The 23,903-nt window shown below is 67.3% G+C and carries 30 protein-coding genes and 1 tRNA gene; 28 read left to right on the forward strand and 3 right to left on the reverse strand.

Annotated elements, in window-relative coordinates; translation table 11 throughout:
• Nucleotides 1–65 precede the first annotated feature (65 nt).
• From LCC91_RS12645 to ubiA, 5 genes are all read left to right on the forward strand, one after another.
• Complete coding sequence (locus tag LCC91_RS12645) at nucleotides 66–1,145, forward strand: calcium/sodium antiporter (protein ID WP_143897888.1); 1,080 nt, start codon at nucleotides 66–68, stop codon at nucleotides 1,143–1,145.
• Nucleotides 1,146–1,247: 102 nt separating this feature from the next.
• Entirely contained in the window at nucleotides 1,248–2,291 is a 1,044-nt protein-coding gene (locus tag LCC91_RS12650) for a GGDEF domain-containing protein (RefSeq protein WP_143897891.1), read from the forward strand.
• 57 nt (nucleotides 2,292–2,348) lie between these two features.
• The gene (gene recG / locus LCC91_RS12655) at nucleotides 2,349–4,529 is read left to right on the forward strand and encodes an ATP-dependent DNA helicase RecG (RefSeq protein WP_143897893.1); all 2,181 of its coding nucleotides are present in this window, start codon (nucleotides 2,349–2,351) and stop codon (nucleotides 4,527–4,529) included.
• Nucleotides 4,530–4,600: 71 nt separating this feature from the next.
• Nucleotides 4,601–5,569 (forward strand): hydrogen peroxide-inducible genes activator, encoded by a 969-nt coding sequence (locus LCC91_RS12660; protein WP_143897895.1) that lies wholly within the window; start codon nucleotides 4,601–4,603, stop codon nucleotides 5,567–5,569.
• Entirely contained in the window at nucleotides 5,551–6,453 is a 903-nt protein-coding gene (gene ubiA, locus LCC91_RS12665) for a 4-hydroxybenzoate octaprenyltransferase (RefSeq protein ID WP_143897897.1), read from the forward strand. The genes LCC91_RS12660 and ubiA overlap by 19 nt, the downstream gene beginning before the upstream one ends.
• 176 nt (nucleotides 6,454–6,629) lie before the next feature.
• Here ubiA and proC read toward each other — a convergent pair whose 3' ends face one another.
• On the reverse strand, nucleotides 6,630–7,481 hold the full coding sequence (proC, locus tag LCC91_RS12670) for a pyrroline-5-carboxylate reductase (protein WP_143897899.1): 852 nt from the start codon (nucleotides 7,479–7,481) through the stop codon (nucleotides 6,630–6,632).
• A 183-nt stretch (nucleotides 7,482–7,664) separates the two neighbouring features.
• Here proC and LCC91_RS12675 point away from each other — a divergent pair, with 183 nt between their 5' ends.
• From LCC91_RS12675 to LCC91_RS12770, 20 genes are all read left to right on the forward strand, one after another.
• Nucleotides 7,665–9,125, forward strand: coding sequence for an alanine/glycine:cation symporter family protein (locus tag LCC91_RS12675; protein WP_143897901.1), 1,461 nt, complete (start codon nucleotides 7,665–7,667; stop codon nucleotides 9,123–9,125).
• 321 nt (nucleotides 9,126–9,446) lie between these two features.
• Nucleotides 9,447–9,815 carry a 50S ribosomal protein L14 gene (gene rplN / locus LCC91_RS12680; protein WP_043700216.1) on the forward strand — a complete coding sequence of 123 codons (369 nt, stop codon included), beginning with the start codon at nucleotides 9,447–9,449 and terminating at the stop codon, nucleotides 9,813–9,815.
• 9 nt (nucleotides 9,816–9,824) lie between these two features.
• A complete protein-coding gene (gene rplX, locus LCC91_RS12685) occupies nucleotides 9,825–10,145 on the forward strand; it encodes a 50S ribosomal protein L24 (protein WP_043700219.1) in 321 nt (106 codons plus the stop codon).
• Nucleotides 10,146–10,147: 2 nt separating this feature from the next.
• Nucleotides 10,148–10,687, forward strand: coding sequence for a 50S ribosomal protein L5 (gene rplE, locus LCC91_RS12690; RefSeq protein ID WP_043700222.1), 540 nt, complete (start codon nucleotides 10,148–10,150; stop codon nucleotides 10,685–10,687).
• A gap of 8 nt (nucleotides 10,688–10,695) precedes the next feature.
• Nucleotides 10,696–11,001 carry a 30S ribosomal protein S14 gene (gene rpsN, locus LCC91_RS12695; protein WP_043700225.1) on the forward strand — a complete coding sequence of 102 codons (306 nt, stop codon included), beginning with the start codon at nucleotides 10,696–10,698 and terminating at the stop codon, nucleotides 10,999–11,001.
• Nucleotides 11,002–11,021: 20 nt separating this feature from the next.
• Nucleotides 11,022–11,417, forward strand: coding sequence for a 30S ribosomal protein S8 (gene rpsH / locus LCC91_RS12700; RefSeq protein ID WP_043700228.1), 396 nt, complete (start codon nucleotides 11,022–11,024; stop codon nucleotides 11,415–11,417).
• Nucleotides 11,418–11,442: 25 nt separating this feature from the next.
• Entirely contained in the window at nucleotides 11,443–11,976 is a 534-nt protein-coding gene (gene rplF, locus LCC91_RS12705) for a 50S ribosomal protein L6 (protein WP_058615873.1), read from the forward strand.
• Between the two features lie 11 nt (nucleotides 11,977–11,987).
• Nucleotides 11,988–12,353, forward strand: coding sequence for a 50S ribosomal protein L18 (gene rplR / locus LCC91_RS12710; protein ID WP_058615874.1), 366 nt, complete (start codon nucleotides 11,988–11,990; stop codon nucleotides 12,351–12,353).
• 17 nt (nucleotides 12,354–12,370) lie between these two features.
• A complete protein-coding gene (rpsE, locus tag LCC91_RS12715) occupies nucleotides 12,371–12,889 on the forward strand; it encodes a 30S ribosomal protein S5 (protein ID WP_043700235.1) in 519 nt (172 codons plus the stop codon).
• A gap of 13 nt (nucleotides 12,890–12,902) precedes the next feature.
• Nucleotides 12,903–13,085, forward strand: a complete 183-nt coding sequence (gene rpmD / locus LCC91_RS12720; RefSeq protein WP_043700237.1) for a 50S ribosomal protein L30 — start codon at nucleotides 12,903–12,905, stop codon at nucleotides 13,083–13,085.
• 13 nt (nucleotides 13,086–13,098) lie between these two features.
• Nucleotides 13,099–13,530 carry a 50S ribosomal protein L15 gene (rplO, locus tag LCC91_RS12725; RefSeq protein WP_043700239.1) on the forward strand — a complete coding sequence of 144 codons (432 nt, stop codon included), beginning with the start codon at nucleotides 13,099–13,101 and terminating at the stop codon, nucleotides 13,528–13,530.
• Between the two features lie 29 nt (nucleotides 13,531–13,559).
• On the forward strand, nucleotides 13,560–14,876 hold the full coding sequence (gene secY / locus LCC91_RS12730) for a preprotein translocase subunit SecY (RefSeq protein WP_043700242.1): 1,317 nt from the start codon (nucleotides 13,560–13,562) through the stop codon (nucleotides 14,874–14,876).
• A gap of 4 nt (nucleotides 14,877–14,880) precedes the next feature.
• The gene (gene infA / locus LCC91_RS12735) at nucleotides 14,881–15,099 is read left to right on the forward strand and encodes a translation initiation factor IF-1 (protein ID WP_043700245.1); all 219 of its coding nucleotides are present in this window, start codon (nucleotides 14,881–14,883) and stop codon (nucleotides 15,097–15,099) included.
• Nucleotides 15,100–15,133: 34 nt separating this feature from the next.
• Nucleotides 15,134–15,247 (forward strand): 50S ribosomal protein L36, encoded by a 114-nt coding sequence (rpmJ, locus tag LCC91_RS12740; RefSeq protein WP_072242940.1) that lies wholly within the window; start codon nucleotides 15,134–15,136, stop codon nucleotides 15,245–15,247.
• A gap of 18 nt (nucleotides 15,248–15,265) precedes the next feature.
• Nucleotides 15,266–15,631, forward strand: a complete 366-nt coding sequence (gene rpsM, locus LCC91_RS12745) for a 30S ribosomal protein S13 (protein ID WP_043700247.1) — start codon at nucleotides 15,266–15,268, stop codon at nucleotides 15,629–15,631.
• Nucleotides 15,632–15,652: 21 nt separating this feature from the next.
• Nucleotides 15,653–16,057 carry a 30S ribosomal protein S11 gene (gene rpsK, locus LCC91_RS12750; protein WP_043700250.1) on the forward strand — a complete coding sequence of 135 codons (405 nt, stop codon included), beginning with the start codon at nucleotides 15,653–15,655 and terminating at the stop codon, nucleotides 16,055–16,057.
• Nucleotides 16,058–16,294: 237 nt separating this feature from the next.
• A complete protein-coding gene (rpsD, locus tag LCC91_RS12755; RefSeq protein WP_043700252.1) occupies nucleotides 16,295–16,918 on the forward strand; it encodes a 30S ribosomal protein S4 in 624 nt (207 codons plus the stop codon).
• Between the two features lie 115 nt (nucleotides 16,919–17,033).
• Nucleotides 17,034–18,020: a DNA-directed RNA polymerase subunit alpha gene (locus tag LCC91_RS12760; RefSeq protein ID WP_043700255.1), complete on the forward strand. Its 987-nt coding sequence runs from the start codon at nucleotides 17,034–17,036 to the stop codon at nucleotides 18,018–18,020.
• Between the two features lie 82 nt (nucleotides 18,021–18,102).
• Nucleotides 18,103–18,510, forward strand: a complete 408-nt coding sequence (gene rplQ / locus LCC91_RS12765; RefSeq protein ID WP_058615878.1) for a 50S ribosomal protein L17 — start codon at nucleotides 18,103–18,105, stop codon at nucleotides 18,508–18,510.
• Nucleotides 18,511–18,534: 24 nt separating this feature from the next.
• Nucleotides 18,535–18,611 (forward strand) — tRNA-Met (locus LCC91_RS12770).
• Between the two features lie 177 nt (nucleotides 18,612–18,788).
• Here the strand turns inward: LCC91_RS12770 and LCC91_RS12775 are convergent.
• Both LCC91_RS12775 and LCC91_RS12780 read right to left on the reverse strand, forming a co-directional pair.
• On the reverse strand, nucleotides 18,789–20,102 hold the full coding sequence (locus LCC91_RS12775) for a CaiB/BaiF CoA transferase family protein (protein ID WP_082668307.1): 1,314 nt from the start codon (nucleotides 20,100–20,102) through the stop codon (nucleotides 18,789–18,791).
• Nucleotides 20,099–20,623, reverse strand: a complete 525-nt coding sequence (locus LCC91_RS12780; protein ID WP_043700260.1) for a low molecular weight protein-tyrosine-phosphatase — start codon at nucleotides 20,621–20,623, stop codon at nucleotides 20,099–20,101. Before LCC91_RS12780 ends, LCC91_RS12775 begins: the two co-directional genes overlap by 4 nt.
• 178 nt (nucleotides 20,624–20,801) lie before the next feature.
• Between LCC91_RS12780 and LCC91_RS12785 the strand changes: the two genes are divergently transcribed.
• The 3 genes from LCC91_RS12785 to LCC91_RS12795 all read left to right on the forward strand — a co-directional run bounded on the left by LCC91_RS12785 (nucleotide 20,802) and on the right by LCC91_RS12795 (nucleotide 23,898).
• Nucleotides 20,802–22,040, forward strand: a complete 1,239-nt coding sequence (locus LCC91_RS12785) for an ABC transporter substrate-binding protein (RefSeq protein WP_224441088.1) — start codon at nucleotides 20,802–20,804, stop codon at nucleotides 22,038–22,040.
• A gap of 125 nt (nucleotides 22,041–22,165) precedes the next feature.
• Nucleotides 22,166–23,044, forward strand: a complete 879-nt coding sequence (locus tag LCC91_RS12790; RefSeq protein ID WP_043700262.1) for a carbohydrate ABC transporter permease — start codon at nucleotides 22,166–22,168, stop codon at nucleotides 23,042–23,044.
• Entirely contained in the window at nucleotides 23,041–23,898 is an 858-nt protein-coding gene (locus tag LCC91_RS12795; RefSeq protein ID WP_058615879.1) for a carbohydrate ABC transporter permease, read from the forward strand. Before LCC91_RS12790 ends, LCC91_RS12795 begins: the two co-directional genes overlap by 4 nt.
• The last annotated feature ends 5 nt before the right edge of the window (nucleotides 23,899–23,903 follow it).

Below are 23,903 nucleotides of genomic sequence, written 5' to 3' on the forward strand. Positions count from 1 at the left end.
GCCGCCCGCCGCAATCGACTACAGTCACGCCGATCGACAACCGGTAAGAGGCGAACGAGATGTGGATGCAAGTGGTGTGGTTCGTTGCGGGGCTGGTCGCGCTGGTGGTGGGGGCCGACGCGTTGGTGCGGGGCGCGTCCAAGCTGGCGCTGTCGCTGGGCATTTCGCCGCTGGTGGTGGGCTTGACCATCGTGGCCTTCGGCACCAGCGCGCCGGAGGTGGCCGTCTCCACCGGTGCGGTGCTGGGTGGCCAGACCGACATCGCGGTCGGCAACGTGGTGGGCAGCAACATCCTCAACGTGCTGCTCATCCTGGGGGCGAGCGCCGTCATCACGCCTTTGGTGGTCCACGTACAGCTCATCCGGCAGGAGGTGCCGATCATGGTGGGCGCGACGATCCTGTTGGTGGTGCTCGGGCTCGACGGCCGCATCGCGTGGTACGAGGCGGCGCTGTTGCTGGCGCTGCTCGTGGCCTACACCGCCTTTCTCGTCATCCAGTCGCGGCGTGAGTCGGCCGCCGCGACCGCAGAGTTCGATGCCGAGCTGCAGCCGCCCGCGCCCGATGCCTGGGATGCGAAGTGGCCGGTGCAGCTGGCGCTGATCGCGGTGGGGCTGGCTCTGCTCGTGGTCGGCTCCGGCTGGATGGTGGACGCGGCGGTGGTGTTCGCCCGGGCGCTGGGCGTGAGCGACGTGGTCATCGGGCTGACGATCGTCGCGGCGGGCACCTCGATGCCCGAGGTGGCGACGTCGCTCGCTGCCGCGTTCAAGGGTGAACGCGACATCGCGGTCGGAAACGTGGTGGGCAGCAACACGTTCAACATCCTCGGCTGCGTCGGCGTGGCCGGGGTGGCGTCGGGCAGCGCCGGGCTGGTGTTGGCCCCGTCGGTGCTGGCGTTCGACCTGTGGGTGATGCTGGCGGTGGCGCTGGCGTGCCTGCCGGTGTTTCTCACCGGGCGCGAGATCGCGCGCTGGGAGGGGGCGTTGTTTCTCGGTTACTACGTGGCGTACACGGCGTATCTGATTCTCGCGGCGCAGTCGCACGCGGCGCTGCCCGCGTTCTCATCGGTGATGCTGGGCTTCGTCGTCCCGCTGACGGTCGTGGCCCTGATCACGAGCGTGTTGCGCTCCGCAAATAGCGCGAAATAGACGAACGGTCGTGCGGAAATCGTTCCGCTGCGGCACAATTGGGAGGCATTTTTCGCAGAACGACAGGGGCGCCCGACGCCCCGCAGAGGAGACTGCCCCGCCATGATCCGCCCTGCCCACGTGTCCCCCGACGGCACCCGCTGGTCGCGGTGGTGGGAGACGGTGCGGGAGGACTACACGCTCGCGGTGCTGACGCTGGGGGGTGTGGTGGCGGTCGCGTGGCTCGCGCCGTTCGCGGTGTACCGCGCGGTGACGGGCAACTGGCTCGCCGCGGCCAACGACACGATCCTATCGCTCGTGCTTGGCTGGGCGGCGTGGCACGCGTGGCGCACCGGCAACACGCGCTGGCCCGGGTGGGTGATGGCGCTGGCGATCGTCGCGGGGATCTGGGCGATTGGCGTGGCGGCACAGTTCGCGGCGCTGTTCTGGGCCTATCCCGGCGTGCTGATGATGTTTTTCCTGGTGCCGGCGCCGGCCGCCGCGTTGCTCGGGATCGCGGCCGTTCTTGGCGCGGCGGGCCTGTCGTGGCGCGAGCTGGGGGGCACCGGAGGGCTGCCGTTCTTCGTCATCACCAATGTGCTGACGGGGGTGTTCGGCTACGTCGTCTCGCAGCAGGCGCAAGCCCGCATCGCGCGCTGGCAGACCCTCAGTTTCGTCGACCCGCTCACCGGCGTGGGCAACCGCCGGCTGATGTCGGTGGAACTGGCGCAGGCGTGTGCGCGCCCCGGCTCGGCGGGCACGCTGGCGGTGCTCGACCTGGACCACTTCAAATCGATCAACGACCGCCACGGTCACGACGCGGGCGACGCGGTGCTGCGCGATTTCGCCATGGCCGTGCAGTCCGCGCTGCGCAAGACCGACCGGCTCTACCGCGTGGGAGGTGAGGAGTTCGTCGTCTGGCTGCCGCAGGGCGACCGCGCAGCCGCCGCCGCGGTGCTGGAGCGCGTGCGCAGCGTGGTGCGGGGGCAGGTGCGGGTGGCGGGCGAGGCGGTCACGTTCTCGGCCGGGGTGTCTGCACATGTGGCCGGCGAGCCGTGGGAGGTGTGCATCGCGCGCGCCGACCAGGCACTGTACCGAGCCAAGCGTGCCGGGCGCGACCGTGTGCTGTGGCCGACCGTTGACGAAGGGTTGCCCGCCCGGGTGTGACGGGGCCAAGCGGCGCGCGCCGCCGCGGACGTGGGGCGGTACTGCTAGCATCGCCGCATGGCCCGCGCCATGTCCCCCGCACCCGAGCCCGTTGCGGCACCGGCGACCGCGACCGGTGCGGTGCCCGCGCGCGCCGACAGTGGGCCACAGCGCGCGCTGCGGCGGCTGGGCTTGGTGCGGCCGATCGATCTGGCGTTGCACCTGCCACTGCGCTACGAGGACCTGACCCGCGTTCGAACCTTGTCCGAGGCGCGTGCGGGTGACGAGGTGTTGATCGAGGGCAGCGTCATCGCGACCGAGGTGCGTCCGCATCCCCGCCGCCAGCTCGTCGCGACGCTGCAGGTCGCCGGCGGCGGTCGCTGTACGTTGCGTTTTTTCACCTTCTACCCCAGCCACCAGAAGGCGCTGGCGGTGGGCAGCCGCGTGCGCGCGCACGGGGAGCTGCGCGGCAGCGACTGGGCGGGCTGGACCATGATGCACCCGCGGCTGCTGTCGGCCGACGCGCCGCTGTCGCAGGGGCTCACACCCGTGTACCCGACGACCGCGGGGCTGCCGCAGGCGTATCTGCGCGCGGCCATCGCGCACGCGCTGCGGCAGGTGGACCTGACGGAGACGGTGCCGTCCGACGCCCTGGCGGACTTGCCGCTGCCCTTGGCGGGTGGCCCGGGGGGCCATTGGACGTTGCGCGCCGCCCTGCAGTATCTGCACCAGCCCGACCCGCGCGAGCCGCTCGCCGCGCTGCAGGACCGGCAGCATCCGGCGTGGCAGCGGCTCAAGGCCGAGGAGCTGCTGGCGCAGCAGCTCGCGCAGGTGCAGGCGCGGCGCGAGCGCGACGCGCTGCGGGCACCGGTATTGCGCGCCGCGCCCGAGGGCCTGCCGCAGCGCCTGCAGGCGGCGTTGCCGTTTGCGCTGACCGGCGCGCAGCGGCGCGTGGTGGCCGAGATCGCCGCGGACCTGGCGCGCCCGGTGCCGATGCACCGGCTGTTGCAGGGCGATGTGGGCAGCGGCAAGACGGTGGTGGCGGCGCTGGCCGCGGCGGTGGCGATCGACGCGGGCTGGCAGTGCGCGCTGATGGCCCCCACCGAAATCCTGGCCGAGCAGCATTTCGGCAAGCTGGTGCAGTGGATCGAACCGCTGCTCGCGCCGCTCGGGCGCACGGTGGCGTGGCTCACCGGCAGCCAGCCGCGCGCGCAGCGGCAGGCGATGTTGGCGCGCATCGCCTCGGGCGAGGCGGCGCTGGTGGTGGGCACGCACGCGGTGATCCAGGAGCAGGTGGCGTTCGCCCGGCTGGGGCTGGCGGTGATCGACGAGCAGCACCGCTTCGGTGTCGCGCAGCGGCTGGCGCTGCGGCGCAAGGCCGGCGCGTCCGCGGCCGGGCTGGAGCCGCACCTGCTGATGATGAGCGCCACCCCCATCCCGCGCACGCTGGCGATGACGGTGTACGGCGACCTCGACGTCTCAACCATAGACGAGCTGCCCCCCGGGCGCAGCCCCATCGTCACCAAGGTGCTGGCCGCGCACCGGCGGCCCGCGGTGATCGAGCGCATCCGCGCCCAGGTGGCGCAAGGGCGGCAGGTGTACTGGGTGTGCCCGCTGATCGAGGAGAGCGAAGCGCTCGATTTGCGCGCCGCCACCGCGACGCACGCAGAGCTTGCGCAGGCGCTCGCCGGGGTGCACGGCCCCGACGGGCGGCCGGTGCAGGTGGGGCTGCTGCACGCGCGGCTGGCCGCGGCCGAGAAAAAAGCCATCATGGCCGCGTTTGCCGCGGGGGCGCTCGCGGTGCTGGTCAGCACCACGGTGATCGAGGTCGGCGTGGACGTGCCCAACGCGTCGCTGATGGTCATCGAGCACGCCGAGCGCTTCGGCCTGAGCCAGCTGCATCAGTTGCGCGGGCGCGTCGGGCGGGGGACGGTGGCGTCGGTATGCCTGTTGCTGTACTCGCCGGGCGAGTCGGGGCGCGTCAGCGACAGCGCACGCGAGCGCCTGCGGGCAATGGTCGAGACGCAGGATGGCTTCGAGATCGCGCGGCGCGACCTGGCGATTCGCGGCCCCGGCGAGTTTTTGGGCTCGCGCCAGTCCGGCACGCCGCTGCTGCGCTTTGCCGACCTGGACACCGACGAGCCGCTGATCGAGTGGGCGCGCCGCTGGGCACCGCGGCTGTGGGCGCGCGACCCGGCGGCGGCGCAGCGCCATCTGGAGCGCTGGTTGGGCGGGAAATTGGACTATCTGAAGGCCTGATCCGATAATCGGCATCGTCGGTACCGCCCGCGGGGCGCATCCCGCGGACCGCGTCGAGCCGGAGGCTGCCCATGACCCTGACCGAACTCAAATACGTCGTCGCGGTGGCGCGCGAGCGCCACTTCGGCCGTGCGGCCGAGGCTTGCTTCGTGTCGCAGCCGACGCTGTCGGTGGCGATCAAGAAGCTGGAAGAGGAGCTCGAGGTCAAAATCTTCGAGCGCAGCGCCAGCGAAGTCTCCGTCACGCCGCTGGGCGAGGAGATCGTGCGCCAAGCACAGGTCGTGCTGGAGCAGGCCGCCGCGATCAAGGAAATCGCCAAGCGCGGCAAGGACCCGCTGGCCGGTCCGCTGCGCCTGGGGCTGATCTACACCATCGCGCCGTACCTGCTGCCCGACCTGGTCAAGCAGGTGATCGAGCGCGCGCGCCAGATGCCGCTGATCCTGCAGGAAAACTTCACCGCCAAGCTGCTGGAGCAGCTGCGCCTGGGCGAGATCGACGCGGCGATTCTGGCCGAGCCGTTTCCGGACACGAACCTCGCCGTCGCCCCGCTGTATGACGAGCCGTTCGTCGCCGTCGTACCGCGCGACCACCCGCTGGCCAAGCGCGACAGCATCACCGCCGAGGAGCTCAAGCGCGAAACCATGCTGCTGCTCGGCAACGGGCACTGTTTTCGCGACCACGTGCTGCAGGTGTGCCCGGAGTTCGCGCGCTTTTCCGACACGGCCGAGGGGATCCAGAAGAGCTTCGAGGGCTCGTCGCTGGAGACGATCAAGCACATGGTGGCCGCCGGCATGGGGGTGACGCTGGTGCCGCGCCTGTCGGTGCCCAAGGGCGCGCTCGACCCCGCCCAGCGCGACGTGGTGGCCGCCAGCGCGCCCGGCGACGCCGCCTACGTGCGCTACATTCCGTTCGCGGGCGAGCCGCCGACGCGCCGCGTGGTGCTGGCGTGGCGGCGCAGCTTCACCCGCTACGAGGCGATCGCCGCGCTGCGTAACGCCATTTATGCCTGCGAGCTGCCCGGATGCAAGCGACTGACCTGATGCCCCCCGCCCCGCGACGACCGGCCTGGCGCGAGCGCCTGGCGCTGTACCTGGACCTCATCCGCTGGGACCGGCCGGCAGGTTGGCTGCTGCTGCTGTGGCCGACGCTGTCGGCGCTGTGGCTGGCTGCCGGCGGCTGGCCGGGCTGGCACCTGCTGATCGTGTTCGTCGCGGGCACCATCCTGATGCGCTCGGCCGGCTGCTGCGTCAACGACGTGGCCGACCGCGATTTCGACCGCCACGTCAAGCGCACCGCGCAGCGGCCCGTCACCAGCGGCCGCATCGGCACGCGCGAGGCGCTGGCGGTCGGCGCGGCGCTGGCGCTCGTCGCGTTCGCCCTCGTGCTGACCACCCACCCGGCCGCGGTGGCGTGGTCGTTCGCCGCGCTGGCGGTGGCCGTCTTTTACCCATACACCAAGCGGTTTTTCGCGATGCCGCAGGCGGTGCTCGGGGTGGCGTTCAGCTTTGGCATCCCGATGGCATTCGCCGCGGTGCGCGGCGAGGTGCCGGTGCTCGCGTGGGGGCTGCTGCTCGCCAACGCCTTCTGGGTGCTGGCCTACGACACCGAGTACGCGATGGTCGACCGCGACGACGACCTGCGCATCGGCATCCGTACCTCGGCCATCACGCTGGGCCGCTGGGACGTCGCCGCCGTGCTGGCGTTCTATGCGCTGCACCTGCTGCTGTGGACCGCGCTCGTGTGGCCGCACGCCGGCGGGCCGTGGTTCGCCGCGGGGGTGGTGGCCGCGGCGGCGCAGGTGCTGTGGCACGCGCGGCTCATCCGCGAACGCACGCGCGAGGGGTGTTTCCGCGCGTTTCGCCTCAACCACTGGCTGGGCGCGGCGCTCTTCGCCGGGCTGGCGTTGCAGCTCGCCCTGGGCTAACCGTTGCAACATGCGCCGCAGTCTGACGCACAGGCTGGCCGTCGGCGGCGCAGCCGCCATACGAGGCCACACCGGTCGTTTCGGTGCGCGCCCGCACTGCGGTTCGCGACTGTGTCGGCCCGCATCGGCTCCCGCGGCGCGGGCGGGATGCGTGAGGGTTGCCGTAGCCCCAAGGGTCAGGTGCCAAACGCGTCGCCCAGTTCCTGCGCGCGGCGCCGGGCCGCGTGCAGCGCGTCGATGAAGCGCCCCTTGACGTCGGCGGCCTCCAGCACGGCCAGTGCCGCGGCGGTGGTGCCGCCCTTGGAGGTGACGCGCTCGCGCAGCACCTCGGGCGGCTCCCCCGCGTCCTGCGCCAGGCGCGCCGCACCGACAAAGGTGCCGACCGCCAATTCGAGGGCGACCGCCGGTGGCAGGCCCATCTGCGCGCCGGCCTCCCGCATCGCTTCCAGGAAATAAAACACATACGCCGGGCCGGAGCCGGACAGCGCGGTCACCGCATCCAGCGCCGTCTCGTCGTCCACCCACACCCAGCGGCCGGTCACGGCGATCAGCGCCTCGGCCAGTGTCCGGTCTTCGGCGTTGACGCCGGGCAGCGCGTACGCGCCGGTCATGCCCTGGCCGACCAGCGCCGGGGTGTTGGGCATCGTGCGCACGATGCGCGCGCTGCCGAACCACGCCTGCATGCTGGCGCAGCGGATGCCCGCGGCGACGCTGACGTGTAGCGCGTCGCGCAGGTGGGGGGCGGCCGCCGCCGCGGCGTCGCGGAAGGTCTGTGGCTTGACGGCCCACACGGCCAGCCGACACCCGGCCAGCGTCGGGTCCGCGGCCGCCAGCGCCGTCACACCATAGCGCTCCCGCAGCCGCTGGCGCGCCTCCTCACCGGGGTCGACGACGACAAGATCGGCGGCGCGGCAGCCCGCGCGCAACAGGCCGCCGATCAACGCGCTGGCCATGTTACCGCCGCCGATGAAGGCGATGCGCTGGCCGATCAAGGCAGACGAAGAACACACAGGGGCAGCGGTATTCATGCAGCGGGACGAATCGATACAGCGGTGGCCGTGCACGAGATGGCGGCCACGTCACCCCGTAAACTAGCACGCTTGGCCCGATTTTGCACCGTATCTGGGCGCAGAACGAACGCACTGCCGGGGGAAAACGGCCCCCGTGCAGCGGCCAGGCATCAAGGGAATCCTTTTTTACAGGAGTGAAAAGTGCTGGACCTCATCAACGATTGGTTATGGGGCAAGATCCTGATCGCGGTCTTGCTCGTGGTCGGCGTGTACTTTACGGTGGGCACGCGATTTGTGCAATTCCGGTATTTCCGGCGCATGTTTGGTATTCTGACGTCGGGTCAGGCCTTCGCCGGTGACCAACACGGCCATCTCTCATCGTTCCAGGCCCTGATGTTGTCGGTGGCGGGGCGCGTTGGAGGCGGCAATATCGCCGGGGTTGCCGTGGCCATCACGCTCGGGGGACCGGGTGCCGTCTTCTGGATGTGGGTGGTCGGCCTGCTGGGCATGGCCACGAGCTTCGTGGAGTGCACGCTGGCACAGGCGTACAAGCAGTCCGAGCCTGACGGCACCTACCGAGGCGGGCCCGCATATTACATCGCCCGCGGCATGGGGCCGTCGTGGCGGTGGCTGGCGTGGCTATATTCGTTGCTGCTGCTGGTCACGTTTGGCTTTGGCTTTAACGCGCTGCAGTCCTACGCCGTGGCGACCTCCGTCAACGATGCGTTTGGGGTGCCGGTGTTGGCGTCGGCCATTGTGCTGGCGTTGGTGGTGGCGGCCATCGTTTTTGGCGGGGTGCGCCGCATCGCCAGCGTGGCCGACTTTCTCGTGCCGATCATGGCGCTGGGCTACATCACCGTCGCGCTGGTCGTGGTCGTGCTGAACATCACCGAGCTGCCGGGGGTCTTGGCTCTCATTGTCAAGAGCGCCCTGGGGTTGGAGCCGGCACTGGCTGGCGGTGTCGGCGCGGCCATCATGATGGGCGTCAAGCGAGGGCTGTTCTCCAACGAAGCAGGGCTGGGCAGTGCGCCCAACGTGGCCGCCGTCGCCTATGTTCCGCACCCGGCCAGCCAGGGGATCATCCAGGCATTTTCCGTCTTCATCGACACCCTGATCATCTGCTCGTGCACGGCCTTCATCGTTTTGGTCGGTGGGGTGTATCAACCGGGCAGCGCTGGCGAGTGGGCAGGTGTGCCGCTGACGCAAGCCTCGCTGGCCAGCCACGTTGGCGAGTGGGGGCGGATGTTCGTCAGCGTCGCGCTCATGCTGTTTGCCTTCACCACGATGGTGTACAACTACTACCTCGGCGAAAACAGCCTGAGCTATTTCGGCGTGCGCCGCTGGGGACTGGTGCTCTACCGGTTGCTGGTGATTGCGTTGTGCGGCTGGGGCGCCACGACCGATCTGGCCACGGCCTTTGCGTTTGCCGACGTGACCATGGGGCTGTTGGCACTGGTCAATTTGGTTGCGCTGATCAAGCTCTTCCCTGTGGCACGTGCGCTGCTGCAAGACTACGACGCGCAGGCCAAGCGCAGCCGCGAGGAGCCGGTGTTTGATGCCCAGCGCTTCGAGCAGTGGGGGGTGGACCCCCGCGCGTGGACGTTGGAGGAAGACGAGGCGAAGCGCCTGGCGCGGCTGAAGGGCGCACAAGCTGCCCAATAAGGGGTGCGGATGATCGCGCGCGATGCGCGTGACGCCACGACGCCCGCCTCCATCGGGCCCGCTACCGGTGGAGGCGACCGTTGCTGACAATAGGCCACGTCCAAAACGCGCTTGGGGCACTTGACAGCAAGGTGCCCTTCATCCATAATCTTCGACTTCGCCCGATAGGGTGAAGACCATCTGCCCACCGAAGCACGGTGGCGGCGCAGCGGGGTGGGTCCGTCAGGGCCGGCGAAGGCTGCGTGCGGCGCGTGCGACGACGGGCCCAAGACTGATCTCCTCGGCCGTGGTGGCCCAGGGATTCAAGTTGGGACTTTCATCATGATCCAAACGCAAACTCGACTCGATGTTGCTGACAACACGGGTGCCAAGTCCGTGATGTGCATCAAGGTGCTCGGCGGCTCCAAGCGCCGCTACGCCAGCGTGGGCGACATCATCAAGGTCAGCATCAAGGAAGCCGCGCCGCGGGGCCGCGTCAAGAAGGGCGAGGTCTACAACGCGGTGGTGGTGCGCACGGCCAAGGGCATTCGTCGTCCCGACGGCGCGCTCATCAAGTTCGACGGCAACGCCGCCGTTCTGCTCAACAACAAGCTGGAGCCGATCGGCACCCGCATCTTCGGCCCGGTCACGCGCGAGCTGCGCACCGAGCGCTTCATGAAGATCGTGTCCCTGGCGCCCGAAGTTCTCTGAGGAACCGTCATGAACAAGATCCGTACAGGCGACGAAGTCATCGTCATCGCGGGGCGCGACAAGGGCAAGCGTGGTCGCGTGCTGCGCCGTGCCGACGAGCAGCGCGTGGTGGTCGAGGGCGTCAATGTGGTCAAGAAGCACGTGCGCCCCAACCCGCTCAAGGGCGTGCCGGGCGGCATCGTCGAGAAGACCATGCCCATCCACCAGTCCAACGTCGCCATCTACAACCCCACCACCGGCAAGGCCGATCGCGTGGGCATCAAGGTGCTGGCCGACGGCAAGAAGGTGCGCGTCTACAAGTCCAGCGGCGAAGAAATCAAGGTGGCATGACCATGGCACGTTTCCAACAGCTCTACCGCGAAAAGATCGCGCCGGCGCTGCAGAAGCAGTTCGGCTACAAGTCCGTCATGGAGGTGCCGCGCATCACCAAGATCACGCTCAACATGGGCGTGGGTGAGGCGGTGGCCGACAAGAAGGTGCTGGAAAACGCCGTCGCCGACCTGACCAAGATCGCGGGCCAGAAGCCCGTCGTGACCCGCGCCCGCAAGGCGATCGCCGGGTTCAAGATCCGCGAAGGGCAGCCCATTGGCTGCATGGTCACGCTGCGTGGCGCGCGCATGTACGAATTCCTGGACCGCTTCGTGACGATCGCGCTGCCGCGCGTGCGTGACTTCCGCGGGATCTCGGGCCGCGCGTTCGACGGCCGCGGCAACTACAACATCGGCGTCAAAGAGCAGATCATCTTCCCCGAGATCGAGTACGACAAGGTCGACGCGGTGCGGGGTCTGAACATCAGCATCACGACGACGGCCAAGACCGACGACGAGTGCAAGGCGCTGCTCGCCGGTTTCCGTTTCCCGTTCAAGAACTGAGGTGGTCCGTGGCTAAGCAAGCACTGCTCCAGCGTGAACTCAAGCGCGACAAGCTGGTCGCCAAGTTCGCCAACAAGTACAACGAGTTGAAGGCCATCGCCAAGGACGCCAAGCGCAGCCCCGAGGAGCGCGACGCCGCGCGCGCCGCGCTGCAGAAGCTGCCGCGCAACGCCAACCCGACGCGCCAGCGCAACCGCTGCGGCATCACCGGCCGCCCGCGCGGGACGTTCAAGCAATTCGGTCTGGCCCGCACCAAGATTCGCGAGCTGGCGTTCGCCGGTGAGATCCCCGGCGTGATCAAGGCCAGCTGGTAAGGCGCGAAGGAGAACCCCAAATGAGCATGAGTGATCCGATCGCCGACATGCTGACCCGCATCCGCAACGCGCAGATGGTCGAGAAGGCCTCTGTGACGATGCCGGCTTCGAAGCTGAAGACCGCCATCGCCCAGGTGCTCAAGGATGAGGGCTACATCGACGGCTTCCAGGTCAAGGAAGAAGGCGGCAAGAAAGAGCTCGAGATCGCGCTCAAGTACTACGCCGGCCGTCCGGTCATCGAGCGCATCGAGCGCGTCAGCCGCCCGGGCCTGCGCGTCTACCGCGGCGCCAAGTCCATCCCCCAGGTCATGAACGGGCTGGGCGTGGCCATCGTCACCACGCCCAAGGGCGTGATGACCGATCGCAAGGCGCGTGCTGCCGGTGTCGGCGGCGAAGTCTTGTGCTACGTCGCCTGATGCGGGGCAGGAAGGAGCAATACCAATGTCTCGTGTAGCGAAAGCCGCCATCACCATCCCGCAAGGCGTCGAGGTGGCGATTGGCCAGGACAGCATCAACGTCAAGGGTGCGCTGGGTGCGCTGAGCCTGCCGCTCAACCCGCGCGTCAAGGTGGTGCAAGACGGTGGCAAACTCACCTTTGCCCCCACCGACGACACGCGCGAAGCCGATGCGCTCAGCGGCACGGTGCGCCAGCTCGTCAACAACATGGTCATCGGTGTCAGCAAGGGCTTCGAGCGCAAGCTGACGCTGGTGGGCGTGGGTTACAAGGCCGCCGCGCAGGGCAACAAGCTCAACATCAACGTCGGGTTCTCGCACCCGGTGGAAATCGAGATGCCGGCCGGCATCAAGGCCGAGACGCCGACGCCGACCGAGATCCTGATCAAGGGTGCGGACCGTCAGCGCGTGGGCCAGGTCGCCGCCGAAGTGCGGGCGGTGCGTCCCCCCGAGCCCTACAAGGGCAAGGGCATCCGGTATGCGGATGAGAAGGTCGTCATCAAAGAGACCAAGAAGAAGTGAGGACAGCGAACATGTTGAACAAGAAAGAACAGCGTTTGCGCCGCGCTCGCCAGACCCGCATCCGCATCGCCCAGCAGGGTGCCGTGCGCCTCGCCGTGCACCGCACCAACCTGCACATCTACGCCAACATCATCTCCAGCGACGGCGGCCGCGTGCTGGCCTCTGCGTCGACGCTGGAGCCCGAGGTGCGCGCGCAGCTCGGCGGTCACGGCAAGGGTGGCAATGTCGCCGCCGCGGCCCTGATCGGCAAGCGCATCGCCGAGAAGGCCAAGGCCGCCGGCATCGAGAAGGTGGCGTTCGACCGCTCGGGCTTTGCCTACCACGGCCGTGTCAAGGCGCTGGCCGAGGCCGCGCGTGAAGCCGGCCTGCAATTCTGACGCAGCAGGTGACGCAAATGGCAAAAATGCAAGCGAATGTGAAGACCGAGGGCAACGACGACGGCCTGCGCGAGAAGATGATCGCGGTCAACCGCGTGACCAAGGTGGTCAAGGGCGGCCGCATCATGGGCTTCGCGGCGCTGACCGTGGTCGGCGACGGCGACGGCCGCATCGGCATGGGCAAGGGCAAGGCGCGTGAAGTGCCGGTGTCCGTGCAAAAGGCGATGGACGAAGCCCGCCGCAGCATGTTCAAGGTGTCGCTCAAGGGTGGCACGCTGCACCACGAGGTCAAGGGCCACCACGGCGCCTCCACCGTCATCATGATGCCGGCGCCGAAGGGCACGGGCATCATCGCCGGTGGTCCGATGCGCGCGGTGTTCGAGGTGATGGGCATCACCGACGTCGTGGCCAAGAGCCATGGCTCGACCAACCCCTACAACCTGGTGCGCGCGACGCTGGACGCGCTGCGCAAGTCGACCACGCCGGCCGAGGTCGCCGCCAAGCGCGGCAAGTCGGTCGAAGAGCTCGTGGGCTGATCGGGAGAACGCGATGACGACCCCCAACACCGTCAAAGTCAAGCTGGTGCGCAGCCCGATCGGCTGCAAGGCATCGCACCGCGCCACGGTGCGCGGGCTGGGCCTGCGCAAACTCGGCAGCGTGCGCGAACTGCAGGACACGCCGGCCGTGCGCGGCATGATCAACAAGGTGAGCTACCTGGTGCAGGTGCTCTGATCGGAGACTCGTGATGGATCTCAACACCCTCAAACCCGCCGCGGGCTCGAAGAAGCCGCGCCGTCGCGTCGGCCGTGGCATCGGCTCGGGTCTCGGCAAGACCGGCGGCCGCGGTCACAAGGGCCAGAAGTCGCGCTCCGGTGGCTTCCACAAGGTGGGCTTCGAAGGCGGCCAGATGCCGCTGCAGCGCCGCCTGCCCAAGCGTGGCTTCAAGTCGCAGTCGCTCAAGTTCAACGCCGAGGTGACGCTGGCCGATCTGCAGGCGCTGGGGCAGTCCGAAGTGGACCTGCTCACGCTCAAGCAGGCGGGCCTCGTGCCGCAACTCGCGAAGAAGGTCAAGGTCATCAAGACCGGTGAGATCAGCATCGCCGTCAAGCTGACCAACGTCGCCGCGACCGCGGGTGCCAAGGCCGCGATCGAGGCGGCGGGCGGCTCGGTGGCCTGATCGGACGCGCAACGCGACGGGAATCGCTCGTGGCCACCAACGCAACGACTCTGGCCAAGACCGGCAAGTTCGGCGACCTGCGTCGCCGGCTGGTGTTTTTGCTGCTGGCCTTGGTGGTGTACCGCATCGGGGCGCACATCCCCGTGCCCGGCATCGACCCGGTGCAGCTCGAGCAGCTCTTCAAGGGGCAGCAGGGCGGCATCCTGAGCCTGTTCAACATGTTCTCGGGCGGGGCGCTGTCGCGCTTCACGGTGTTCGCGCTCGGGATCATGCCGTACATCTCGGCGTCCATCATCATGCAGTTGATGACGTACGCGGTGCCGGCGTTCGAGCAGCTCAAGAAGGAAGGCGAAGCCGGCCGGCGCAAGATCACCCAGTACACGCGCTACGGCACGCTGGTCCTGGCGGTCTTCCAGGCGCTGGGAATCGCGCTGGCGCTGGAAGGGTCGCCGGGGCTGGTGATCGACCCGGGCCTCGGGTTCCGCTTCACCGCGGTGGTCAGCCTCGTGGCGGGCACGATGTTCCTGATGTGGCTGGGCGAGCAGATCACCGAGCGCGGGCTGGGCAACGGGATTTCGATCCTGATCTTCGCGGGGATCGCCGCGGGACTGCCCAACGCGATCGGTGGTTTGCTGGAACTGGTGCGCACCGGGGCGATGAGCATCCTGGCGGCGATCTTCATCGTCGCACTGGTGGTGGTCGTCACCTACGGCGTGGTGTTCGTCGAGCGTGGCCAGCGCCGCATCCTCGTCAACTACGCGCGCCGCCAGGTCGGCAACAAGATCTACGGGGGCCAGGCGTCGCACCTGCCGCTCAAGCTCAACATGGCCGGCGTGATCCCGCCGATCTTCGCCTCCTCGATCATCCTGTTGCCCACGACCGTGGTGAGCTGGATGAGCACGGGCGACGGTACGCGCTGGCTGCGCGATCTGGCGGCGGCGCTGTCGCCGGGGCAGCCGATCTACGTGGCGTTCTACGCCGCAGCGATCGTGTTCTTCTGCTTCTTCTACACGGCGCTCGTCTTCAACAGCCGCGAGACCGCCGACAACCTGAAGAAGAGCGGCGCGTTCATCCCCGGGATCCGTCCCGGTGACCAGACCGCGCGCTACATCGACAAGATCCTGCTGCGCCTGACGGCGGTGGGGGCGGTGTACATCACGCTGGTGTGCCTGCTGCCCGAGTTCCTGATCCTGAAGTACAACGTGCCGTTCTATTTCGGTGGCACGTCGCTGCTGATCATCGTCGTGGTGACGATGGACTTCATGGCCCAGGTGCAGAACTACGTGATGTCGCAGCAGTACGAGTCGCTGTTGAAGAAGGCCTCGTTCAAGGCCTCGGGTGCGTGAGAACATGGCGAAGGACGATGTCATCGAGATGCAGGGTGAGGTGATCGAAAACCTCCCCAACGCCACCTTCCGGGTCAAGCTGGAAAATGGCCACGTCGTGCTGGGGCATATCTCCGGGAAGATGCGCATGCACTACATCCGCATCCTGCCCGGCGACAAGGTCAAGGTCGAGCTGACGCCCTACGACCTGACGCGTGCCCGCATCGTGTTCCGCGCCAAGTGAGCGATCGATCCAGAGACGTTTTTAGGAGAGCAACATGCGAGTTTCGGCTTCCGTCAAGAAAATGTGCCGCAACTGTAAGATCATCCGTCGCCATGGCGTCGTGCGCGTGATTTGCACCGACCCGCGACACAAGCAGCGTCAAGGCTGATTCGAGTAGAGGACCACCATGGCACGTATTGCTGGTATCAACATTCCGCCGCACAAGCACGCCGAAATCGGCTTGACGGCGATCTACGGCATCGGCCGCACGCGCGCGCGTCAGATCTGCGACGCCTGCGGGATTCCGTATTCGAAAAAGATCAAAGACCTGACGGACGCCGAGCTGGAAAAGGTGCGTGAACAGGTCGGTCAGTTCACGATCGAGGGCGACCTGCGTCGTGAAGTGACGATGAACATCAAGCGTCTGATGGACATCGGCTGCTACCGCGGTTTCCGTCACCGCCGCGGCCTGCCGGTGCGGGGCCAGCGCACCAAGACCAACGCGCGCACGCGCAAGGGTCCGCGCAAGGCCGCCCAGCCGCTGAAGAAGTAATCCGCCGCATAAAGGACAGTCATGGCCAAGTCTCCCTCCGCCAACGCCGCGGCGCGCGTGCGCAAGAAGGTTCGCAAGAACATCGCCGACGGCATCGCGCACGTGCACGCGTCTTTCAACAACACCATCATCACCATCACCGACCGCCAGGGCAACGCGCTGGCCTGGGCGTCGGCCGGTGGCCAGGGCTTCAAGGGCTCGCGCAAGTCCACGCCGTTTGCCGCGCAGGTCGCCTCCGAAGCGGCCGGCCGTGCCGCGATGGAGCAGGGCATCAAGAACCTGGACGTCGAGATCAAAGGCCCCGGCCCGGGTCGCGAATCGTCGGTGCGCGCGCTGGGCGCCCTGGGCATCAAGATCACGTCGATTTCCGACGTGACGCCGGTGCCGCACAACGGCTGCCGTCCGCCGAAGCGTCGCCGCATCTAAAGCGGCACCGCGCGCGGTTGGCAAAAACGGGCCAAGTTCACTAAAATACTTGGCTTTTTGCAGTGTTGGGGGCGGCATTCGTCGATGTCGCTCTCATTTTTAGAGGACCACCGCCAGTGTGGGCCGTGGGGCGTCGAGCGGCGCGCGATGAACCGCGCGATCCGATACCCCTCCACCCGCTGGCTCCCGCAATGACCCGGTCGCGGGTGGGTTGCGGCAGTACGGAAAGGACAACCAGTGGCACGTTATCTCGGCCCCAAGGCCAAACTCTCCCGCCGTGAAGGCACCGACCTGTTCCTGAAGAGCGCGCGCCGCGCGATCAGCGACAAGGCCAAGTTCGACTCCAAGCCCGGCCAGCACGGTCGCACCTCCGGCTCGCGCACCTCGGACTTCGGCCTGCAGCTGCGCGAGAAGCAGAAGGTCAAGCGCATGTACGGCGTGCTGGAACGCCAGTTCCGCCGCTATTTCGCGGAAGCGGACCGTCGCCGCGGCAACACCGGTACGAACCTGCTCGCGATTCTGGAGTCGCGGCTGGACAACGTCGTTTACCGCATGGGCTTTGCGTCCACCCGCGCCGAAGCGCGCCAGCTCGTGTCGCACAAGGGCATCAGCGTCAACGGCCAGACGGTCAACATCCCGTCGTACCTGGTCAGCCCCGGTGACGTGATCGCCGTGCGCGAGAAGGCCCGCAACCAGACGCGCGTCAAGGAAGCGCTGGAGCTGGCCAAGCAGGTCGGTTTCCCCGCTTGGGTCGAGGTGGCCGCCGACAAGTGCGAAGGCGTCTTCAAGAAGGTGCCGGACCGTGACGAGTTCGGCGCCGATATCAACGAATCGCTGATCGTCGAACTGTACTCGCGTTGATCCTCGGGCGTGCCCCATTGAAAGAGCCCGGATCCCGCGTGCCGCGGGGTCCGGGATTTTGTGCTCCATCGGCCTGGAATCGGCTCACGAGCCGAGGGTATGGAAGGAAGTCCGAATGCTGAATAACCTGCTCAAACCCAAGACCATTCACGTCGAGCGCCTGTCGGCCAACCGCGCCGAGGTCACGCTCGAGCCCTTCGAGCGGGGCTACGGCCACACGCTGGGCAACGCCCTGCGGCGGGTGCTGCTGTCGTCGATGGTCGGACACGCGCCGACGGAGGTCACGATCGCGGGCGTCGTGCACGAATTTTCCACCATCGAAGGGGTGCAGGAAGACGTCGTCCACATCCTGCTCAACCTCAAGGGCGTGGTGTTCAAGCTGCACAACCGCGACGAGGTCACGCTCTCGCTGCGCAAGGAAGGCGAAGGCGTCGTGACGGCCGGTGACATCCAGACGCCGCACGACGTCGAAATCCTCAACCCGGATCACCCGATCGCCACGCTCGCGCCGGGTGCCAAGCTCGACATGCAGATCAAGGTCGAGAAGGGCCGCGGCTATGTGCCGGGGAACGTGCGCAAGGGCGACGATCACCGCAACAGCATCGGGCGCATCGTGCTGGATGCGTCGTTCTCGCCGATCAAGCGCGTCAGCTACGCCGTGGAAAACGCGCGGGTGGAGCAGCGCACCGACCTCGACAAGCTGGTGCTGGACATCGAGACCAACGGGGCGATCGGCCCCGAGGAAGCGGTGCGCGCCGCGGCCAAGATCCTGGTGGAGCAGCTCTCGGTCTTTGCGCAGCTCGAAGGCGGCACCGCCTTCGACGCCGGCAGCCCGGCCAAGGCCGCCGCGCCGGCGTTCGACCCGATCCTGCTGCGTCCGGTGGACGAGCTCGAACTCACCGTGCGCTCGGCCAACTGCCTCAAGGCCGAAAATATCTACTACATTGGTGACCTGATCCAGCGCACCGAGAACGAGCTGCTCAAGACCCCGAACCTGGGGCGCAAGTCGCTCAACGAGATCAAAGAGGTGCTGGCGTCGCGTGGCCTGACGCTGGGCATGAAGCTCGAAAACTGGCCGCCGGCCGGTCTGGAAAAACACTGACCGCCGTCTTCCCCTTTTCCTCCCAGTGACCCCCGGCGGTACCTGATCCGGCCGCCGGTGACAAGACAGAAAGGATATTCCCATGCGTCACGGAAACGGACTGCGCAAACTCAACCGCACCAGTGCCCACCGCAAGGCGATGCTGCGCAACATGGCCAACTCGCTGCTCAAGCACGAGGCCATCAAGACCACGCTGCCGAAGGCGAAGGAACTGCGCCGCGTCGTCGAGCCGCTGATCACGCTGGCGAAGAAGCCGACGCTGGCCAACCGCCGCCTGGCGTTCGACCGCCTGCGTGACCGCGAGACGGTCGTCAAGCTGTTCAACGAGCTGGGGCCGCGCTTCGCGAACCGCCCGGGCGGCTACACGCGCATCCTGAAGATGGGCTTCCGCGTGGGCGACAACGCGCCGATGGCCTACATGGAGCTGGTCGATCGCCCGGAGCCCAAGGCCGAAGGCGAGGCGGCCCCGGCGGCTGACAAGGCCGAATGAGTGTGTTATAATTTCAGTCTCTGACGCGCGGTGGAGCAGTCTGGTAGCTCGTTGGGCTCATAACCCAAAGGTCGGTGGTTCAAATCCATCCCGCGCAACCAAGACACACAACCCGCTGGTGTAACACCAGCGGGTTTTTTCTTGCCTGCGTGGATTCTCCGGCCGTGCATGCAAAACGGGCAGCGTCCGGGGTCGGTCCAGACACGTCACGGGCGCGATCCCACAGCGCCGGCCGCGTGGGGCGGCGCCGGCACCGTGGCTGTTGCCCATTGGGGGGGTCAGTCGCGCCGCACGGGCCAGCCGTGCGCGCGCCAGACCTCGGCGTCGTGCTCACCCAGCCGCGGCGCGGGGTAGCGCAGGGCACCCGGCGTGGCGCTGAGCTTTGGCGCAATGCCCGGCACCTTCAGCGGACGGCCTTCGCGGTCGCGGCTTTGCACGACCATATCGCGTGCGAGGTACTGCGGGTCGTGGGCGATGTCGGCGGCGGTGTAGATCTTGCCGACCGGGACGTCCGCGGCGTCGAGCACGGCGATCACCTCGTCCACGGTGCGCTGGCGCGTCCATGCCTCGATGGCGGCGTCGAGCTCGGCGGCGCGGCGCGCGCGACCGTCGTTGTGCGCGAGGTCGGGATCGGCCGCCAGGTCGTCACGGCCGATCGCACGCATCAGGCGGCGGAAGATGCCGTCGCCGTTGCCGCCGATGAGGACATAGGCGTCCTGCCCGTCGGCGCTGGCGCGGCAGCGATAGGCGTTGGACGGCGCGATGCCGGGCAGCGCGCTGCCGGCGCGCTCGCGCACGACGCCAAAGGCATCGTACTCCGGCAGCAGGCTCTCCATCAGGTTGAAGACGCTCTCGTAGAGCGCGACGTCCACCATCTGGCCCTCGCCACCGCGCGCGTCGCGGTGATAGAGCGCCATCAGCACACCGATGACGCCATGCAGCGCGGCGATGGAGTCGCCGATCGAGACGCCGGTGCGCACCGGCACGCGGCCCGGCTCGCCGGTCAGGTAGCGCAGGCCCCCCATCGCCTCGCCGAGGATGCCAAAGCCTGGCTTGTGCGCGTAGGGGCCGGTCTGTCCGTAGCCCGACAGCCGCAGCATGACGAGGCGCGGGTTGAGCGCGCGCAGCGCCTCCCACCCCAGCCCCCAGCCCTCGAGCGTGCCGGGTTTGAAGTTTTCGATCAGCACGTCCGCTTCGGCGGCGAGCCGCCGCACCAGCGCCTGACCGTCGGCCGTGCGCAGATCCGCGCACACGGAGCGCTTGTTGCGCGACTGCACCTCCCACCAGACAGACGTGCCGTTGCGCAGCAGTCGCCACTTGCGCAGCGGGTCGCCGGTGCCCGGCGGCTCGATCTTGATGACGTCGGCCCCGAAGTCGGCCAGCGTCTTCGCGGCGAACGGGCCGGCGATGAGCTGGCCCAGCTCCAGCACGCGGATGCCGGCGAGCGGTCCGTGCGCGGCGGGCGGGGCGGCGGCCGTTTCGGTGCCTGAAGCGGCGTGGTCGGCGGCAACGGGATCGGTGGCGGCGTGGACGGTGCCGGTCTGATCGCGAGCGGTGTGCGGTGTGGCGGGCGGCGTGGGCGCTGTGTTCATGGCGCGGGCGGGGGGTGCAACAGGCGGCGTGCGGCGAGCACGCCCTCGATGTGGTCGAGCAGCCCGTCGCAGGCGTCTTCGACCAGGTCGAGCACGGTCTCGAAGGCGTCGGCGCCGCCGTAGTAGGGGTCGGGCACGATGGGGCTGTCGTGCCGGCGGCAAAACTCGGTGAGGCGCCGCAGCTTGCGCCGATGGCCGCTCGGGCACATCGCCTCGGCGAGCGCCAGGTTGTCCCAGTCCATCGCGAGCAGCAGGTCCGCGCGCACGAAATCGGCGGCGGTGAGCTGCCGGGCACGCAGGTCACTCAGGTCGTAGCCCCGCCGGGCCGCGTGCCGCTGTGCGCGGGGGTCCGGCGGCTCGCCGACGTGGTACGCGTGGGTGCCGGCGGAGTCGACGGCCACTTGCGCGCCGAGCCCCCGGGCGTCGAGGCGCTGGCGAAACACCCCGTGCGCGGTCGGGCTGCGGCAGATATTGCCCATGCAGAAGAACACGACGTGGTAAAGCCCAACACTCCTCGCCATGGGCAGATTGTGCCGCACCCACCTTGGGTGCAGCATGGGTAAGGGTTTAACCTCATATTAAGAGCATTAATGCTGCGTTAATATCCGCGCGCCCGCCACGATCGGTATCAGCGGGTGGCTGGTGGCGGTGATGTTCAACACAGGAGACCCCAACGTGAAAAAGCTAGTGTTTGGTTCGTTGCGCCGCGTGGCGCTGGCCGCAGCGGCCGTGACTGCGGCCGGATGGGTGCAAGCCGGTGAGGTGGAGGTGCTGCACTGGTGGACCAGTGGTGGCGAGGCCAAAGCCGCCGCTGCTCTGAAGCAGCAGTTACAAGCGCAAGGCCACACGTGGAAGGATTTTGCGGTGGCCGGTGGTGGCGGGGACAACGCGATGACGGTGCTCAAGTCCCGTGTCGTTTCGGGCAACCCGCCTGCCGCTGCGCAAATCAAGGGGCCGTCGCTGCAAGAGTGGGCGGCAGAGGGTGTGCTGGCCAACATCGACGACGTGGCCAAGGCCAACCAATGGGACAGCCTGCTGCCCAAGGTCGTGGCCGATGTGATGAAGTACAAGGGCAGCTATATCGCCGTGCCCGTCAATGTCCACCGCGTCAACTGGTTGTGGATCAACCCCGAGGCATTCAAGAAGGCTGGCGCGAAGGTGCCCACCAACTGGGACGAATTTTTCGCGGCAGCCGAGGCGCTGAAGAAGGCCGGCATCATTCCCGTGGCGCATGGAGGGCAGAACTGGCAAGACTTCACGACGTTTGAAAGTGTTGCGCTGGGCCTCGGGGGAGGCGACTTCTATAAGAAGGCGCTCGTTCAGCTCGACGACGCGACGATCAAAGGCCCAACGATGACCAAGGTGCTGGAAACTTTCCGCCGCATCAAGGGGTACACCGACAAGAATGCACCGGGTCGCGACTGGAACCTGGCCACGGCGATGGTCATCAAGGGCGAAGCGGGCATGCAGCTGATGGGCGACTGGGCCAAAGGTGAGTTTTTGGCCGCGGGCAAGGTGCCGGGCAAGGATTTTGTCTGCACGCACGCGCCCGGCACGGCCCAGGCATTCACCTTCAACGTCGACTCGTTCGCGATGTTCAAGCTGCGTGACGAGTCCAAGATCAAGGCGCAAAAAGACTTGGCCGCCGCCATCATGTCGCCGCAGTTCCAGGAGGTGTTCAACCTCAACAAGGGCTCGATCCCGGTGCGGCTGAACATGGATCTGTCCAAGTTCGACGATTGCGCCAAGCTGAGCGCGAAAGACTTCGTGCAGACGGCCAAGAGCGGTGGCCTCGTGCCGTCGATCGCGCATGGCATGGCGGTGCCCTCGGCCGCCCAGGGGGCGATGCAGGACGTGGTCAGCCAGTTCTGGAACGACGATCGCATGACGGTCCAGCAGGCGCAGGAACGTCTCGCACGAGCAGCCAAGACGCGCTGATTGGGCCCGTTCGGGTCTGCGGGCACCGGGTGTGACACGGTGTCCGTGTTCGGCAACCAGGGGGCTTGCTTGGCCCCCCTTTTTTGCAATGCGAAGACTTTCGCCTTTTTTCTTTCCCGACTGATATGACAACCCAGACGCGCCCGGCCACCGCCTGGCTGCCCAAGCTGGTCGTGGCCCCGAGTTTTGCGCTCTCGCTGTTTTTCATCTATGGCTTGATGGTGTGGAACGGCTACCTGTCGTTGACGCCCTCGCGCCTGTTGCCGACGTACGAGTGGGCGGGCTGGGCGCAATACCAGGCGCTGTGGGAGAACGAGCGCTTTCATGTGGCCATGCGCAACCTGGGCGTCTTTGGCTCGCTGTTCATCTTCGGCGCGATGGCGCTGGGCATTTTGCTGGCGGTGCTGCTGGATCAAAAAATCCGTGGCGAAGGCGTTCTACGCACGATTTACTTGTACCCGATGGCGATTTCGTTCATCGTCACCGGTACCGCTTGGAAATGGATTCTGAACCCGGGGCTGGGGCTGGAGCACCTCATGCACCAGTGGGGGTTTGAGTCGTTTCGCTTCGATTGGCTGGTCGATCCGGACCGGGCCATTTACTGTGTGGTGATCGCGGGCGTTTGGCAGAGTGCGGGCTTTGTGATGGCGCTGTTTTTGGCGGCGCTGCGCGGGATCGATGACGCAATCATCAAGGCCGCGCAGGTCGACGGTGCGAGTCTGCCCACCATCTATTTGCGCATCATTTTGCCGAGCTTGCGCCCGGTATTTTTCAGCACCTTGATGGTGGTGTCGCACATGGCGATCAAGTCGTTCGACTTGGTGATGGCACTCACCGGCGGTGGGCCGGGCTATGCGACGGACCTGCCTGCAACGTTCATGTATACGCACGCCTTCACCCGTGGCCAGATCGGTCTGGGTGCCGCCAGCGCGATGGTGATGCTGATCACGGTGGCAGCCATCGTCGTGCCATATCTGTATTCGGAACTCAGGAGCAAGCGATGACCGCGCGGGTGAGTTGGTCGAGACTGTTCATTTGGGTCTTACTGCTGGTGTGGGCAGCGTGGTTTTTGGCACCGCTGTACGTGATGGTGGTGACTTCGCTCAAAGATGCCGAGCAGATCCGTCAGGGCCACCTGTTGAGCCTGCCAACGGCACCGACGCTCGCGGCGTGGCACAAGGCCTGGTCCGAGGCTTGCACGGGTGTGGACTGCAACGGGCTGCGGCCGTTTTTCTGGAACTCGGTGCAGATGGTGGTCCCCGCCGTGCTCATCTCCACAGCGCTGGGGGCCATCAACGGCTACGTGCTGACGAAGTGGAAGTTCCGCGGGGCCGACACGCTGTTTGCCCTGATGCTGTTCGGCGTGTTCATGCCCATGCAAGTGGTGTTGCTGCCGGCCAGTCAGATTTTGGGTTGGCTGGGGCTGGCCAGCTCGCTGTGGGGGCTGGTGCTGGTGCACGTGGTCGCGGGGCTGCCCACCACGACGCTGTTTTTCCGGAACTATTACGTGAACCTGCCGGACGAGCTGGTCAAGGCCGCGCAGCTCGATGGCGCGTCGTTCTGGCAGATTTTCTTTCGCATCGTTCTGCCCCTGTCGACGCCGATCATCGTGGTCACGCTGATCTGGCAGTTCACGGCGATCTGGAACGACTTTCTCTACGGCGTGGTGTTCTCGGGCGCAGACAGCAAGCCGATTACGGTGGGGCTGAACAACCTCGCCAATACCTCCAGCACGGTCAAGGAGTACCACGTCGACATGGCGGCGGCGCTCATCGCTGCGCTGCCGACGTTGGTCGTCTACGTCGTGGCTGGTAAGTTTTTCGTGCGCGGTCTCACCGCCGGTGCCATCAAAGGTTGACATCC

It is taken from the genome of Tepidimonas taiwanensis (assembly GCF_020162115.1).
In the GTDB taxonomy this organism is placed as follows: domain Bacteria; phylum Pseudomonadota; class Gammaproteobacteria; order Burkholderiales; family Burkholderiaceae_C; genus Tepidimonas; species Tepidimonas taiwanensis.